Annotated in this window: 13 protein-coding genes and 1 pseudogene; 7 read left to right on the top strand and 7 right to left on the bottom strand. The window is 63.4% G+C overall.

All coding sequences use genetic code 11. From position 1 onward, the window contains the following. Positions 1-37: 37 nt before the first annotated feature. The 3 genes and pseudogenes from AC1D1B_RS07705 to AC1D1B_RS07695 all read right to left on the bottom strand — a co-directional run. Complete coding sequence (locus AC1D1B_RS07705) at positions 38-130, bottom strand: putative RiPP precursor (RefSeq protein ID WP_477330856.1); 93 nt, start codon at positions 128-130, stop codon at positions 38-40. A gap of 69 nt (positions 131-199) precedes the next feature. Beyond that, on the bottom strand, positions 200-298 hold the full coding sequence (locus AC1D1B_RS07700; protein WP_477330854.1) for a putative RiPP precursor: 99 nt from the start codon (positions 296-298) through the stop codon (positions 200-202). A gap of 99 nt (positions 299-397) precedes the next feature. Next, positions 398-556: pseudogene (locus AC1D1B_RS07695) on the bottom strand (DUF924 family protein); the annotation flags it as partial. Between the two features lie 211 nt (positions 557-767). Here AC1D1B_RS07695 and AC1D1B_RS07690 point away from each other — a divergent pair. The 3 genes from AC1D1B_RS07690 to AC1D1B_RS07680 all read left to right on the top strand — a co-directional run bounded on the left by AC1D1B_RS07690 (position 768) and on the right by AC1D1B_RS07680 (position 2,949). Further along, positions 768-1,301: a YybH family protein gene (locus AC1D1B_RS07690; protein ID WP_477330852.1), complete on the top strand. Its 534-nt coding sequence runs from the start codon at positions 768-770 to the stop codon at positions 1,299-1,301. 53 nt (positions 1,302-1,354) lie between these two features. Then, positions 1,355-2,299 carry a LysR family transcriptional regulator gene (locus tag AC1D1B_RS07685; RefSeq protein ID WP_477330850.1) on the top strand — a complete coding sequence of 315 codons (945 nt, stop codon included), beginning with the start codon at positions 1,355-1,357 and terminating at the stop codon, positions 2,297-2,299. Between the two features lie 188 nt (positions 2,300-2,487). Continuing rightward, the gene (locus tag AC1D1B_RS07680) at positions 2,488-2,949 is read left to right on the top strand and encodes a hypothetical protein (protein ID WP_477330848.1); all 462 of its coding nucleotides are present in this window, start codon (positions 2,488-2,490) and stop codon (positions 2,947-2,949) included. A gap of 78 nt (positions 2,950-3,027) precedes the next feature. Here the strand turns inward: AC1D1B_RS07680 and AC1D1B_RS07675 are convergent, their stop codons facing one another. The 3 genes from AC1D1B_RS07675 to AC1D1B_RS07665 form a co-directional block, all read right to left on the bottom strand. Beyond that, a complete protein-coding gene (locus tag AC1D1B_RS07675) occupies positions 3,028-3,675 on the bottom strand; it encodes a response regulator (RefSeq protein WP_477330846.1) in 648 nt (215 codons plus the stop codon). Continuing rightward, the gene (locus AC1D1B_RS07670; protein ID WP_477330844.1) at positions 3,672-5,048 is read right to left on the bottom strand and encodes a sensor histidine kinase; all 1,377 of its coding nucleotides are present in this window, start codon (positions 5,046-5,048) and stop codon (positions 3,672-3,674) included. Before AC1D1B_RS07670 ends, AC1D1B_RS07675 begins: the two co-directional genes overlap by 4 nt. A gap of 234 nt (positions 5,049-5,282) precedes the next feature. Beyond that, entirely contained in the window at positions 5,283-5,942 is a 660-nt protein-coding gene (locus AC1D1B_RS07665) for a response regulator (protein WP_477330842.1), read from the bottom strand. Positions 5,943-6,884: 942 nt separating this feature from the next. Here AC1D1B_RS07665 and AC1D1B_RS07660 point away from each other — a divergent pair. The 4 genes from AC1D1B_RS07660 to AC1D1B_RS07645 all read left to right on the top strand — a co-directional run bounded on the left by AC1D1B_RS07660 (position 6,885) and on the right by AC1D1B_RS07645 (position 13,507). Then, on the top strand, positions 6,885-9,788 hold the full coding sequence (locus tag AC1D1B_RS07660) for a hypothetical protein (protein WP_477330840.1): 2,904 nt from the start codon (positions 6,885-6,887) through the stop codon (positions 9,786-9,788). An 18-nt stretch (positions 9,789-9,806) separates the two neighbouring features. Then, positions 9,807-11,810, top strand: a complete 2,004-nt coding sequence (locus AC1D1B_RS07655) for a type I secretion system permease/ATPase (RefSeq protein ID WP_477330838.1) — start codon at positions 9,807-9,809, stop codon at positions 11,808-11,810. An 11-nt stretch (positions 11,811-11,821) separates the two neighbouring features. Beyond that, on the top strand, positions 11,822-13,117 hold the full coding sequence (locus tag AC1D1B_RS07650; RefSeq protein ID WP_477330836.1) for an HlyD family type I secretion periplasmic adaptor subunit: 1,296 nt from the start codon (positions 11,822-11,824) through the stop codon (positions 13,115-13,117). A gap of 126 nt (positions 13,118-13,243) precedes the next feature. Next, positions 13,244-13,507, top strand: coding sequence for an excalibur calcium-binding domain-containing protein (locus AC1D1B_RS07645; RefSeq protein WP_477330834.1), 264 nt, complete (start codon positions 13,244-13,246; stop codon positions 13,505-13,507). A 3-nt stretch (positions 13,508-13,510) separates the two neighbouring features. Here the strand turns inward: AC1D1B_RS07645 and dinB are convergent, their stop codons facing one another. After that, entirely contained in the window at positions 13,511-14,752 is a 1,242-nt protein-coding gene (gene dinB / locus AC1D1B_RS07640; RefSeq protein ID WP_477330832.1) for a DNA polymerase IV, read from the bottom strand. Between the last annotated feature and the right edge of the window lie 58 nt (positions 14,753-14,810).

Below are 14,810 nucleotides of genomic sequence, written 5' to 3'. Positions count from 1 at the left end.
CTGTCAGTATGACCTCGATCAATCGGGGTGAAAAAGCTCAGCGCGGGGTAATGCTGGAAGCACCGTTCGCGGTGACCTGCGACAGCTTGCCCTTCCTGACCAGCACCGGCTTTGAATAGGTCTTCTTCATATGTCCCATCTCCAATTTCTACCCTTAAAACCTGCCCCTCGGCCAAGCGGCATCCGGACGATCCAACTGTTATGTGGTAGGCCCGGAACCGGCGCCGTTGGTGACCGCAGTAACCTGCGAGAGCTTGCCCTTTTTGACCAGCACGGGCTTCAAATAGATTTTCTTCATAGTGCATCCTCCAGGATCACGCGATAATGCCAGACAGATCGACACTGTCAACCTTGGCGGGACCGTCGTCCCATCCCGCTTTTTCTTGGCGCCGAGACGCTAACCCGCAAATCCACCTTCCTCTAGAAAGCGTTGTTCTTGGGCGCGCATGGCGCGGCCGAGGATCGGGTTGCGGTGCGGGAAGCGTTCGAAACGGCGGATGATGTCGCGATGGTGTTCGGCCCGCCTCAGGTCGGACGATCCGATCTCGCGCGCCAGCGACTGCCAGCCATCACAGTCGCCGCGCACCAGGCCTCATGCAGCCGCAGCAAGCGATCGCGAACGTCGCACTCAGTTTCATTCAGTATATTGCTGAAATCATATCACTGGATCCATCAACTCCCAAATGCGATCTCGTGGAGCGTGGGTAGCTCGCCCGACCGAACTGCGGCGGCTTCGCCCACTAAAGACGACGACAGGAGAGGATCTTATGCCAGCTTCACGACGTTCACTGCTCGCCGCAGCGGGCGGCGCCGGCCTTGCATCACTTGCAATCGGCGTTTCTGCCTCGGCGCACGAGGACCCCGCCATCGACCGGACGGTCGCAGAACTCGTCCAGCGATCCAAGGACGCAAACGCGGCGCTCATGCGCGGTGACATCGCCGGCTATCGCGCTTTGGTCCCTCACGCCGATGACTACACGCTGATGTCTCCATTCGGCGGAACGCCCACGCGCGGCTCGAACATGACGCAAGAGAGTTGGGAGGCGGTTGGTCGCTTCTTTAGAAATGGTACGTTCGAGCAAGAGGTGGTCCAGGCTTATGGCTCGGCCGACATCGTGGTTCTTGCGACCCTTGAGCGATGCCACGTCGAAGTCGGCGGTCTGCCGGCGCAGGAGTGGCCGCTGCGTGTCACCCTGGTCTATCGCCGCGATGGATCCGAATGGCGGCTCGCCCATCGCCATGCCGATCCTCTCGGCAAGGGCATCAGCCTGGAACAGGCCGCTGCTATCGCCCGGGGCTGACAACGCGACCTGCAACTGTGGTATCCTGAATCCGGTGACATGGTTTCAGGAATATGCTGAACAAGATCGATCTCGCTCGCGCCGACCTCAACTTGCTGGTCCTGTTCCAGGCCATCATGGAAGAGCGGCATGTCGGCCGCTCGGCGGAGCGGCTCAACCTGTCAGCTTCGGCGGTCAGCCATGGCCTCGGCCGGCTGCGCAAGCTGCTTGGCGATCCGCTGTTCCTGAAGACACCGCGCGGCGTCGTGCCCACCGATCGGGCAACGGAGCTTGCCGAGCCGGTGGCCGAGATTCTGGCGCGGGTGCGCCGGGTGATCGCAAGCGCCGAGCCGTTTGATCCCGCCCGCTCGACGCGCCGCTTCACCATCGGCGCGCCGGATGCCGTGTCATCCGTGCTCCTGCCGCCGCTGCTCGAAGAAGTGCGCCGAACAGCCCCGGCCGTCGACATCTCCATCCGGCAGCTGCTGCCGCGCCAAGGCGAACCGTCGCCAACTACGGCCTGGAGCGACTGCGTCGCCGAGCTCGAAACGCGCGCCATGGATGTCGCCGTGATTCCGTTCGACGGGCTGCCGGTGCGCTTTGCCGTCGACACGCTTTATGAGGAGGATTTCATCGTCGCCATGCGCGCCGGCCATCCTTTCGCGAACGCGCCGGGCCTCGAAAACTACTGCGCCATGCAACATATGGTCGTCTCGAACAGCGGCGATCCAAATGGTTTTGTCGACAGGGTGCTGGCCGAGCGCGGCCTGTCGCGTCGCGTCGCGCTGACGGTCCCCAACTTCATGTTCGGACTGGCGGTGCTTGCGCAAACCGACCTGATCTCGGCCTATCCGCGCCGGTTCCTCGCCATGCATGGCGGCCGTTTCGGCGTCGTCGGCATCAATGCGCCCGTGCGGTTTGGCCACTTCAACATCAACAGCATCGTGCCGAAGGTCGCGCTGATGGATACAGGCCTGGCCTGGCTGGTCGGCCTGCTCAAGCAGACCGGATGCAGCTAGTGGTTGCATAATATCAGACTTAAGTCTGACAATTTTATAAAAAAGGTCTGTATCGGCTGAGACAAGGGTCGTAAGCCGCTTTCGCAGAACGTCGATTTGTGGATGCTGTTCGGGTAACAACGCCATTCCGGTTGTGGACAAATCGGGTCGGTCCTCGCTGACCATCAGAGGAGAGACAGATTACGCGCTTGCGCCAACTCTGCTGGCTTGCCTTGCGGGCGTCGACGACGCTCGCCCTGGTCCTTGTCCCCTACCACCTCAGCTTTGACGGCGCCGCCAAGATTGCCGCCAGCAATGCCTTTGCCAAGGATGGCGGCAATGGCGGCGGCGGCAATGGGGGCGGCGGCGGCGGCAATGGCGGTGGCAACGGAAATGGCGGCGGCAACGGCAACAGCGGTGGAAACGGTAACAGCAACAGCGGCGGTAACGGCAAGGGCAAGGGCAATACCGGCGCCGGCAAGGCCAGCCATGTGAATTCTGCAACCGGCGATCAGGTCGAGGTCGACGCCACCGGCATCACGGTCACTCATCCCAACGGCATGAAGGAAGATATCCACAATGGCCGGTTCACGATGAAGGATGCGCTCGACCGCACCATCGTCGAACGGGCGGCGACCGCCGCCGATGTGGCACGTTTGAAAAGTTTGTGAGGCTAGCTAGCCGCTTTCGGGCGGATGTGTTTTTTCCTCAGTGCCTCGTGCGGACGGGTGTCGTCCGTGCCCTGCGCGTCAACTCGCGCGCTCCCGCGCCTCGCGCATCAGCAGCGCCGCCTCGGTGCGGTTGCGGACATTGAGCTTGGCCAGAACCCGCGTCATGTGATGCTTGACCGTCTTCTCTTGCAGCGAAAGCCGTGCGGCGACTTCCTTGTTGCTCAAGCCTTCCGCCACCAGGCGCAGGATATCGGCCTCGCGGCCGGTGAGCTGCTGAATGGGATCGGCCTTGCGGTTCGCCGGCTGCAACAGGTCCGACAGAAGCCGGGCCGACAGTGTCGGCGAGACATAGCTTTCGCCAGCCGCGACGTTGCTGAGGATTTCGGCCAGCGCCTTCGAACCGACGCCTTTCAGCACATAGCCGCGCGCGCCGGCATTGAGCGCCTGGGCAACGTCGGCGTTGGCTTCCGACACGGTCAGCATGACGACCTTCTGGCCGGGGTGCCCGGCCATGATGTTTGCCGCGGCGGTGAGCCCGCCGCCCGGCATGCTGATGTCGAGCAGCACGATGTCGGGCCGCATGGCCGCGACCAGCCTTTCGGCATCCTCGGCACTGGAGCCTTCGCCGACGATTTCGAAACCGCCGATCTCGCCGAGGCTGCGCGCTACACCCTCGCGAAACAACGGATGGTCGTCGATAATGGCAATGCGGATGGCGTGGGTCACGATTGCTCCTCAATGGTCAATGTTATCACCAGTCGTGTGCCTTGTGGGCCGGATACGGTTTCGAACTGGCCGCCGATGCTCTCGATACGCTCCCTGAGACCGGCAAGCCCAAGGCCCTCGCTTCTTGCCGGGTCGAATCCGGGACCGCCGTCGAGCACCTCGACGAACAGTTTGCCGCCCTTCATTGCCGCTTTCACCGCCTGATCCCTGCCTTTTCCGTGGCGATAGGCGTTGTTCAAGCCTTCCTGGACAAAGCGATAGATGCTGATCTTCTCGGAAGGGCCGGGTTCGCGCAAGCGCTTCGGCAGCGTCAGCAAAACCGAGGTTCCGGTCCGCCGTTGGTGTTCGGCGACCGCCATTCGCAATATGTCGAGCACCGCCGCCGTCTCGATCTGCGGCAAGACGAGACCGTTGCAGATGCCGCGTATCTCGCGGATCGCTTCGTCAAGCGTTTTGTGGATGTCGGCGATCTCGGCTTCGCGCAGCGCGGTGGAGGCGCCGGGATCAAGCAAGATCGGGCTGTCCATCCTGAGTGCCGCCAGCGCCACGAGCTGAGCCGGCCCGTCGTGAAGATCGGCGCCGATGCGCCTGAGATAGCGTTCGTTGAGCGCGGTGGCGCGGCGCGAGGCGTGCTGCACGCGCTCGCGCAGCAATGAATTCTGCGACAGCAGCGCCCGCAATTCGGCGATCTTGGCTTCGAGTGCCGCCCGCTGGGTTTGGATGGTGCGGCTGCCGCGAAAGACGATGCCCGACAAAAGCGCCAATGCCGCCGCCGTGGCGCCGGCCACCACCAGCCAGCTTTGCCACAGAGCGACGTTCAGCGTCGATTCGAAGTCGTCGGCAACCTCGTAGAACTCTGAAACGGCGACGACTTCGCCCGACCAGGGTTCGCGTATCGGATTGTAGATTTCCAGCAGCGGTCCAGCCACCGTCTTTTTCTCGTATGGGCTCTCGGCGTCGTCGTCGAGGTCGTTGTACTCGGCCACGACATTGCCGTCGAAGGCGGTGACCAGGTTGGCGTTCGGCTCGAACACTTTGCCGATCAGCGTCGCATCCTTGGCGTAGAGGATGGTGCCGTCGCGCCGCCACAGCTTGAACGACGCCAGCCGCTTGCCGAGCGCACCCTGATCGAGCGTCTCGTCGAGCGCCCGCTTGACGGTATCGTCGAGCTCACGGCTTTTGCGCATGTCGGGCAACAGAGGCGCTATCACGCTGTCGACGTAGAGCGCCGTGGTCGCGGCGGAATTGCGCATGACGCCTTGCCGGATTTGCGAAGTCACCCACAGGCCAACCACCAGCATCACCACCAGCAGCCCGATACCGCCGGCAATGAGGAACTGCAGGGCCAGCGACAGTCTGCCCCAACGCGGCAAAAACTCTCCCAGGAAAACCCCAAGCAATCGCACGATCCACCCTTCCCACCCGTGCCTGTTATAGAGGCTCCGCAGCGTTTGCGACATTGCCTGTACAAGATTTTGGCCTGTGCAAGATTTTTGGCCTGTGCAAGATTCTGGCCGCCGCGGTTCGGCATCGGCACCGCCGCGCGGGGGATCTTACAGGGCCGGCGAAGCCGGACAGGCAGGCTGTCGCGGGCATCTGCATTGGTTTCATTGCCGTCCCGTCCGGGCGTCGTGCGAGATTTGACCGGCCACCAGCTGAAAAAGCTCGCCACGCGAGGAGACCTGCAATTTGCGGTAGATATTGTTCATGTGGATTTTCAGCGTGCCTTTCGAAATGCCGAGATCGAGCGCGATCTGCCCGTTCGGCCTGTTGGCGGCGGCAAGCCGGGCGATCTCCATCTCGCGGATGGTCAGCAGCGACGAAAGCTTCTGCCATCTGATCCGCCGGGAGGCCTCGCTTTCGACGGCGTCATCGACGATCTCGGCGGGCAACCAGCGTCCGCCCGCGGCCACCTGACGGATACATTTGGCCAGTGTCTCGACCGTGGCTTCCTTGAACACGATACCGACGACGCCCGCCACCACGGCATCATAAAGCTCGGCGTTGGAAGCGGTTGCTGTCAGAAGCACGCAGCGCGTGGCGAGCCCCAGCCTGCCGAGTTCCGCGGCGATTTCGGGCCCGCTCAGCCCCGGCATGCGCACGTCGAGCACCGCGACATCCGGCACCTCCTGCCGGATCATCGCCAGCGCACTCTTGCCGTCGAGCGCCGACCCGACGACCAGGAAGCCGGGATCGCGGGCAATCAGGTCTGCCAGCCCGTGCAGCAGCAGCGGATGGTCATCGGCGATGAATACCGTGGTGACCATGTTCAGGCCCCCTTACGCCTGACTGCCGGGGGCGGCGTGAACGGCGGCGACCGCCGGCCAACAAAGCGCCACGCCGGAGCGACACCATTGTTTTCGTCCGGCTGAAGCGGCAATCGCCTATACTCAATCATCAACAGTACTCCTCCGCTCAAATCAAAGCGCCACGGCCTTGCGCCCAAGGGCGGCCCCGGCGTTGCTGTGCCTATGCCTGCACGCTGGCCGGAGACGGCCTCCGAACCCGGCCTGCTCCTCCTTATATGGGAGCCATCCCGGCATCAGCATCGTGCTTCCGATAAGAATTAGCAAATACGCAATCAACCTCCACGTGCTGCCGGCAGCAAGGTCCCTGGCAGCGGACTGAAGCAGACGCGATACCGCCGCACAAGTGCTGGCCTGTCGCTTGATGAGACCACGGAACTGGTTCCAATAATCTCGTCCAGGAAAGTAAAATTTGAGGAATTTGGAAACAATTCGGTCGTGTCCAAGGAATTCGACTTGAATATGAAGGAGATTTACCGGCGTTGAATTTGCATTCGCGTCTATAACCACGGTTATATGGACGCACCAATTGCAACCTGCGTAATATGGTTAGGGGAATATTAATGCTCAGGCGGTCGACGTAGATCGCGCGAGTTTTGGGGTATGGGGCGTGAGCGTGACAGTCAGTCCGACGACGGGTCGATTCCGTCATCCGGGGGTAGTTGTGTCTGGCGAATGGGCGCAGCCGCCCCGCCAAGGCCTTCCCTGTTCAACGCCGCTTATGTCACGAACGGCTCTTTGCCGGCGATGCCGCGTTCCGCGGGCACGCCCGGCGTTGCAATAGGTCTGGGGTAGTCAGCCGCCTTGTGCGGCCAACAAGGGAACGCGCTTGCAAGCGCAAGGGGAGTTAAGAAAATGGCCGATACCGTAGTCGATATCAGCGGTGCAATCACCTCGGGAACATTGACCGACGGCACCATTTTTACGGCCCAGCCACAAGGCGAAGCCGGTACAGGCAACTACGACACCTTCCTTGTGCTTGGTGCGAACGGCACGGAAAGCGGCTTCAACACCGATGGCACTCCGTTGCCGCTGGATGACAAACAGCAGGAGCACACGAACGCGCTTCTGCTGAGCGATATGCAGGTAGTGACCCTGGACGGCCACGACTATTATGTGTTCAAGCTCGACGCTAACGAGCCGAACAGCACCAAGGGGGAATTGCTGTCCCTTAACTCGTTGCAGATCTATTCGGCCTCGGATCCGAATATCACAGCCCTTCCGACGCTTCAGACCCAGCAACTGCTCTATGATCTCGATGGGAACGCCACCGACGGCGACGTGACCGTTCAGTTGAATGCCGGCAAGGACGCGCCGGCAGGCAGTGGCAAGGGCGACATGTTCGTCTATATCCCCACCAGCTTCTTCGACAACGCAACCGGTAACTATGTCTATCTCTACTCGGCGTTCGGCGATCCCAGCGATTCGGACGGCGGGTTCGAGGAATGGGGTGTAATCACCAAGGCCGGTGTCGACAACGCTCCAGCGGTCGCGATCGAGAAGACGGTCGATCCGACCGAGATCGACGAAGGCTCGGCGACGACCGTCACCTACACCTACAACGTGACAAACACGAGCGCGGACGGAGCCACCGATCCGCTGACGCTGACCTCGCTGATCGACGACAATGCGACGCCAGGCGATGCCACTGACGACATCAACCTGCTCAACGGCTTCGTGGCCAACAGCACGCACGGCACGCACTATGTGTCCGGCGACACCGACAACGACTACCTTGTCGACAGCAACGAGACCTGGATTTTCACGGCCGATGTCAACGTTGCAGCCCACGATGCCGGCAGCAGCATCGTCAACACGGTGGTCGTGCATGCCCATGACGACGACACCACCAACGACGTGACCGACACCGACGACGCGACGGTGACGGTGACGGATGTGGCGCCATCGATCCACGTCGCCAAGACGGCCGACCCGACCTCGATTGACGAGGGCTCCGCCACCGACGTCACCTAYACCTATGAAGTGACGAACACGAGTGCGGCCGGCGCGTTYGACCCGCTGACGCTGACCGGGCTTGTGGACGACAATGCAACGCCAGGCGATGCCACCGACGACATCGATCTGCTCGATGGCTTCGTGGCGGGCAGCGATCACGGCACCCACTACSTGTCCGGCGACRWCGACGACGACTATTTGGTCGACAGCGACGAGACCTGGACGTTCAMCGCGACGGTCGGCATCGACGCCCAAAATACCGGCAGCATCGTCAACACGGTCGTGGTRCATGGCCATGACGACGACAGCGACAACGACGTGACCGACAGCGCCGACGCGACGGTGACGGTGGACGATGTGGCGCCATCRATCCACGTCRCCAAGACGGCCGACCCGACCTCGATTGACGAGGGCTCCGCCACCGACGTCACCTACACCTATGAAGTGACGAACACGAGTGCGGCCGGCGCGTTCGACCCGCTGACGCTGACCGGGCTTGTGGACGACAATGCAACGCCAGGCGATGCCACYGACGACATCGATCTGCTCGATGGYTTCGTGGCGGGCAGCGATCATGGCACCCACTACGTGTCCGGCGACATCGACGACGACTATTTGGTCGACAGCGACGAGACCTGGACGTTCAACGCGACGGTCGGTATCGACGCCCACAATGCCGGCAGCATCGTCAACACGGTCGTGGTACATGGCCATGACGACGACAGCGACAACGACGTGACCGACAGCGCCGACGCAACCGTGACGGTGAAGGATGTCGCACCGTCGATCGCCATCGATAAGACCGTCGATGGCGACCACGACGGCATCTTCCACCCTTCGGAATTGACGCAGTCTGGGCCGCAGAACGTCACCTATCATTATGCAATAACCAATACGAGCCCGGCCGGCGCGCTCGATCCGTTGACGCTGACCTCGCTGGTCGATGACAACGGCACGGCGAATACCGGTGACGACATCAACCTGCTCAGTGGCTTCTCGGTCGCCGGCCATACCTATGGCTCTCACTATGTCAGTGGTGATACGGACGGCGACTTTCTGGTCGACAGCAACGAGACCTGGGCTTTCGAAGCGACCACCGCCATCAACTTGCTGCCGAATGGGGCCAGCAAAACCAATCTGGTGACTGTCGCGGCTCACGACGACGACAGCCTGAATTCGGTCACCGCTCAGGACACCGCCACCGTAACCTCGTTCGAAGGCCCCGGCGTGCGCACGCCCGGGTTCTGGACCAATCTCGGCAAGTCGTTCTGGGATGGCGTTGACGGCGTCGGCAAGACCGGTCCGAACTTTGCTACCCACGAACTGCGTTACATTGTCGACGCCGATCACAATGGAACGCTGGATCCAGGTAAACCGGGCCTTCTGATCGGCGACTACGACAAGGACGGAATTACCGATCCCGGGGAAGACACGTTCTTCATCTCCTATGCCGATGCACTCAAGGTCATCGATGCATCTGCCAAGGACCAGCAGGATACGCGCTTCGTTCTTGCCCGCGATGCGGTAGCCACCTGGCTCAACTACCTCGCCGGGAATCCCATCGGCGACGCTACCGATCCCAACAGCCCCCATAAATATCTCGACCAGGCAATCGACTGGCTGCAGGTGACGAATGGCGGGTCACCTACCTCCCAGTTCGAGGACTGGGGTGGCGGAAGCGCGGTGAAGGCGAACACTGCAGCCTGGAACGTCGGACTGGAAACCGAATCCTCCACCGCCGGATCCGAGCTTGCCGGAAACCTCATTCACCAGGAGCTCGATTTCTACAACAACACCGGAATGACCTTCGAAGGAGCGATACTGCACATCTACGCCAATGATGGCGGCTGATGCCAGGAAGCGTTCCGCATGACACTGCTGCTCAGATTTCCAAAACTCATCCTCGCCACCGGCGTGTTTGTGCTCGCGTTTGGCGAAGTGCGGTTGGCAGTGTCTGAAATCAGCACGCGCTGGGTGGTTCTTGGGGGAACGCTCGGCGCGCTGCTCTTGCTCTACATCTGGAGGTCTTCTGGCCGTGAGTCCGCCGTGAAACCGCCCCCGGTTCACGTAGCCGACAGCAAGCCACAGCCAGGGAGGGGAAAGCGGCAGGCGGCGGGCCCCCCGACGTCCGAGCTCGCGGCTGCACTTGCCGCCTGCCGCTCAGCCTTCGCCGCGGTCGCGCTGTTCAGCGGCGTGCTCAACGTGCTGATGCTCGCCGGCTCGCTCTACATGCTCGAAGTCTACGACCGCGTGCTGCCGAGCCGCAGCATGCCGACGCTGATCGGCCTCAGCGTGCTTGTCGTCATCCTTTACGCCGGGCAGGGCGTGCTCGATCTCGTGCGTGGCCGCATTATGGTGCGCATCGGCGGCGCCCTTGACGAGGCGCTCGGCGCCCGCGTCTATTCCAGCGTCCTCAAGCTGCCGCTCAAGGTCGGGCGCAACGGCGACAGCATGCAGTCGGTGCGAGACCTCGACAGCGTGCGTGCCTTCCTGTCGGGCAGCGGCCCGACCGCTTTGTTCGACCTGCCGTGGCTGCCGCTCTATCTGGCCGTCATCTTCATGTTCCACGTGCTTCTCGGCCTGACTGCCCTGGTCGGCGCGATCGTGCTCGTCTTTTTGACCGTCCTTGCCGAGCGGCTGACGCGCAAGCCGGTTACCTCCGGCACCCAGACCGGCATCATCCGCAACGGCCTGACGTCCACAGGCAACCGCAACGCGGAAGTGATCGCGGCTCTTGGCATGGGCGGCAGGATGGTCAAGAGATGGGAACACGCCAACCGCGATTATCTTGCCGAGCAGCGTCGTGTCAGCGATATCGCCGGCGGCTTCGGCGCCGTGTCCAAGGTGCTGCGCATGCTGCTGCAGTCGGCCATGCTCGGCGTCGGCGCCTGGCTGGTGATCGAGCAACAGGCGACCGCGGGCATCATCATCACCGCTTCGATCCTGAGCGGTCGCGCACTCGCCCCCGTCGACCTGGTCATCGCCAACTGGAAAGGCTTCCTGACGGCGCGGCAGGGCTGGCAGCGGCTGACCAGGATTCTCGCGGCGGTGCCGGCCGACGCCGATCCGATGGTGATGCCGGTCCCAAGCCGCCACGTGTTCATGCAAGGCGTCAGCGTCGCGGCGCCCGGCACGCAGCGCCCGCTGGTGCATGACGCCAGTTTTGCCCTTGAGGCGGGACACGCCGTCGGCGTCATCGGCCAGAGCGGTTCGGGCAAGTCGACGCTGGTCAGGGCGCTCGTCGGGGCCTGGCAGCCCGCCGCCGGCAGGATCCGCCTCGACGGCGCCGACCTCGACCAGTGGTCGGCGGAGGATCGTGGCCGCTTCATCGGTTACCTGCCGCAGGATGTGGAACTGTTTGCCGGCACGGTCGCCGAGAACATCGCGCGTTTCGAGCCCGATGCCGATCCCGCCTCGATCATTGCCGCGGCCAACGCCGCCGGCGCGCATGATCTCATCGTCGGTTTCCGCGACGGCTACGAAACCCAGATCGGCGAGCTCGGCGAGGCCGTGTCGGCCGGCCAGCGCCAGCGCATCGCGCTGGCCCGCGCGCTCTATCGCGATCCTTTCCTTGTCGTGCTCGATGAGCCGAATTCAAACCTCGATGCCGAAGGTGAGCAGGCGCTACTGCAGGCGATCATGGGGGTGCGGAAGCGCGGCGGCATGGTCGTGCTGGTGGCGCACCGGCCGAGCGCGCTCGCCACGGTCGATTTCATCCTCGCCATGAACCAGGGCCGCGTCCAGGCTTTCGGCCTCAAGGACGACGTTTTGGCCAAGCTGTTCCCGCGGCCGCAGCCACCGGTGGTCGCCGTGCCACGTCTCAGGCTCGCCACCGAAGAGCCGACGCCCGGCGCGGTGGCGGCAGGCGAATGAAGGGAGGAACGATGCTGAGCTCCTCCCACCAATCCATTCGACGCTATATGCGTTTCGGTCTCGTCGCGGTCGCGCTGCTGGTTGGCGGTGTCGGCGGCTGGGCATCGCTGACCCGCATTTCCGGAGCGGTCATCGCCCCCGGGGTCCTCGTTGTCGATTCCCACGTCAAGGACGTGCAACATTCGACCGGAGGCATCGTCGGCGAGATCGCCGTGCGCGACGGCGACCGCGTCAAGCACGGTGCGCTGCTCGTGCGCCTCGACCCCACCATGCCGGCAGCCAACCTTGCCGTGGTGACCAAGTCGCTGGACCAGCTGTCGGCGCGCGAGGCGCGCCTCGAGGCCGAGCGCCAGGGCGCCGATACCATTGCCTTCCCTAGGGATGTTCTCGATCGCCGCGACGACCCGGCGATCGCCGAGATCATTGCCGGCGAGGAACAGGTCTTCGAGACAGGGCGGGCGTCCCGGTCCGGCCAGAAGAGCCAGTTGCAGGAGCGCATTCTCCAGCTGCAGAAGGAGATCGTCGGGAACACTGGCCAGGCTGACGCCAAGTCGAAAGAAATCACGCTCGTCGAGGAAGAATTGGCCAGCATACGTCAGCTGTGGAAAAAGCGGCTGATTTCCATCGACCGCCTGACGGCCATGGAGCGCGAGTCGGCGCGGCTCGACGGCGAGCGCAGCCAGCTGATAGCGGCCCAGGCGCAGGCCCAGGGCAAGATTGCCGAGATCAATTTGCAGATTATCCAGATCGACCTCGAACTCAGCACCGACGTCAACAAGGAGTTGCGCGATATCGACGCCAAGGTTGGCGAACTGACGGAGCGCAAGATCGCCGCCGAGGACCAGCTCAAGCGCATTGACATTCGTGCGCCGCAGGACGGCGTCGTGCAACAGTCCATCGTCCATACCATCGGCGGTGTCATCACCCCCGGCCAGACAATCATGCAGATCGTGCCCGACAGCGACAGCCTGACCGTCGAGGCCAAGATCGCGCCGAGCGACATCGACCAGCTATGGGTCGGCCAGCCGGCCGCACTGCGCTTCTCGGCCTTCAACCAGCGCACCACGCCGCAGATCAACGGCACGGTCGAGCGCACCTCGCCGGACACGACCACCGACCAGCGCACCGGCATCAGCTACTACACCGTGCGCATCGCGACCACGAGCGCGGAAGTGGCTCGCCTTGGCGAGATCAAGTTGGTTCCGGGCATGCCGGTCGAATCCTTCATCAAGACCGCCGACCGGACCGTGATTTCCTACCTCGTCAAGCCGCTGCAAGACCAGATCAACCGCGCCTTCAGGGAGTGAGGCCACAGAGCGTGCCAAGAAGGGGGCGTGCCAAGAAGGGGCGTGCCAAGGATGATGCACCTGCCGTTCCTGCGTTGGTCAATGCATCGCCGCCACGGCAGGTCGGGCAGGTTGAGACGGCTGGCCATGCTGGCCCCGTTCATCCTATTGTTCGGCTACATCGTCTACGGCTTTCTGGGCGTCCGGTTCGACTCGCCTTGGGCGGTGCTCAGGCACCTTGCGGCATTTCCGAACTGTAGCGCTGCGCGTGCCGTCGGCCTGGCCCCTGCGCATGTGGGAGAACCGGGCTACTGGCCGACGCACGACGCCGATCGTGACGGCATAGCTTGCGAGCCCTGGCATGGGGCAAGCGGCGTCAAAGTGCATCGCTATTGGCGCACCGGCCGATAGTTCTCACAGCTCCTTTTCCGCTAGTTCGCGGAAGGCGTCGGGAACCGAGCGCCGGGCCTCCAGCGCCACCGCGCCATAGCCGACCGCCTCTCTGCCAAAGCGCTGGCGGATCTTGTCGATGGCGCGGTCGGCGCCAAAGCGCGCCAGGCCCTTTTTGCTTCCCGGCTGCTTTCTCTCGTCGGCAAGCCCGAGCGGCAGTTCCAGCTGCAGCTCGGCACTTTCTTCCAGTTGCGACACCGAGATCGCCAGCAGTGAGATGGTCTTTTCCCGCGGGTTGGCGGCCAGCACGCCGCGCACCAGCTCCTCGGCGATTTCGGCCAGCATCGCGGTCGCCGAAATCGGCTGCTCGAGCGTCAGCGAGCGCGTGACAGCGTGCAGATCGGCGAAACGCACCCGCACCGTCACCGTGCGGCCGGGCCGCGATTTTGCCCTGAGGCGGCTGGCGACCCGGTCTGCCAGATGCAGCAGCACAGGTCCGAAGATACGGGCCTCGGCAGGCCGCTTGCCAAGTGCCGACTGCGCACCGGCGGAATGCGATCGACGGTGGGTTTCGAGTTTTCGCGGGTCGCGGTTCCATGCCAGCGACGCCAGCTTTTCGCCGGCGGCAGGCCCGAGCAACCGGCGCAGTGCGCCGCTGTGGGTCTTGGCCAGCTGGCCGATGGTCTCGACACCGATCTCGGCCAGCCGCGCTTTGGTCGCCGGGCCGACGCCCCACATCAACCCGACCGGCAAATCGTGCAGAAAGGCGAGCTCCGTTGCCGGATCGACCACCACCAGCCCGTCGGGTTTTGCCACTTGCGAGGCGATCTTGGCCAGGTGTTTGGTGCGCGCCACGCCGATCGAGATCGGCAGCCCGAGTTCGGCCCGTACACGCCGCCGCACCCTGGCGGCGATCTCGGCCGGCGACCCGAACAGATGCGTGCAGCCGGCGACATCGGCAAAGGCCTCGTCGATAGAGATGCGCTCGACCAGCGGCGTGAAATCGTCGAGCACTTTTATCGCGGCGTCGCCCAGCCTCTGGTACTCGCCGAAATTTCCGCCGACAAAGATCAACTGCGGGCAAAGCTCCCGCGCGCGTCGTCCCGGCATCCCGCCGCGCACGCCAAAACCCCTGGCCTCGTAGGAAGCGGCAAGCACGACACCGCCGCCGACGGCAATCGGCTTGCCCCTGAGCGACGGGTCGAGCAGCTGCTCGACCGAGGCATAGAAGGCGTCGAGATCCGCATGCAGGATGGTGGGTTCCATCCCGGCCGTTCCTTTGGGCGTTGCAGCATTAGCCGCGTCTGTTGCTAGGGGTGGTTTT

The sequence above is a fragment of the Mesorhizobium sp. P2_C5_2 genome (assembly GCF_056404535.1).
The sequence above is the reverse complement of the archived record's forward strand: the minus strand, read 5'-3'. Positions and strand labels throughout refer to the sequence as shown.

Bases quoted from the DNA above. Each gene is read 5' to 3' on its own strand.
- AC1D1B_RS07665 (WP_477330842.1), bottom strand. From the start codon at position 5,942: ATGGTCACCACGGTATTCATCGCCGATGACCATCCGCTGCTGCTGCAC.
- AC1D1B_RS07685 (WP_477330850.1), top strand. From the start codon at position 1,355: ATGCTGAACAAGATCGATCTCGCTCGCGCCGACCTCAACTTGCTGGTC.
- dinB (WP_477330832.1), bottom strand. From the start codon at position 14,752: ATGGAACCCACCATCCTGCATGCGGATCTCGACGCCTTCTATGCCTCG.
- AC1D1B_RS07655 (WP_477330838.1), top strand. From the start codon at position 9,807: ATGACACTGCTGCTCAGATTTCCAAAACTCATCCTCGCCACCGGCGTG.
- AC1D1B_RS07705 (WP_477330856.1), bottom strand. From the start codon at position 130: ATGAAGAAGACCTATTCAAAGCCGGTGCTGGTCAGGAAGGGCAAGCTG.
- AC1D1B_RS07650 (WP_477330836.1), top strand. From the start codon at position 11,822: ATGCTGAGCTCCTCCCACCAATCCATTCGACGCTATATGCGTTTCGGT.
- AC1D1B_RS07700 (WP_477330854.1), bottom strand. From the start codon at position 298: ATGAAGAAAATCTATTTGAAGCCCGTGCTGGTCAAAAAGGGCAAGCTC.
- AC1D1B_RS07645 (WP_477330834.1), top strand. From the start codon at position 13,244: ATGCTGGCCCCGTTCATCCTATTGTTCGGCTACATCGTCTACGGCTTT.
- AC1D1B_RS07690 (WP_477330852.1), top strand. From the start codon at position 768: ATGCCAGCTTCACGACGTTCACTGCTCGCCGCAGCGGGCGGCGCCGGC.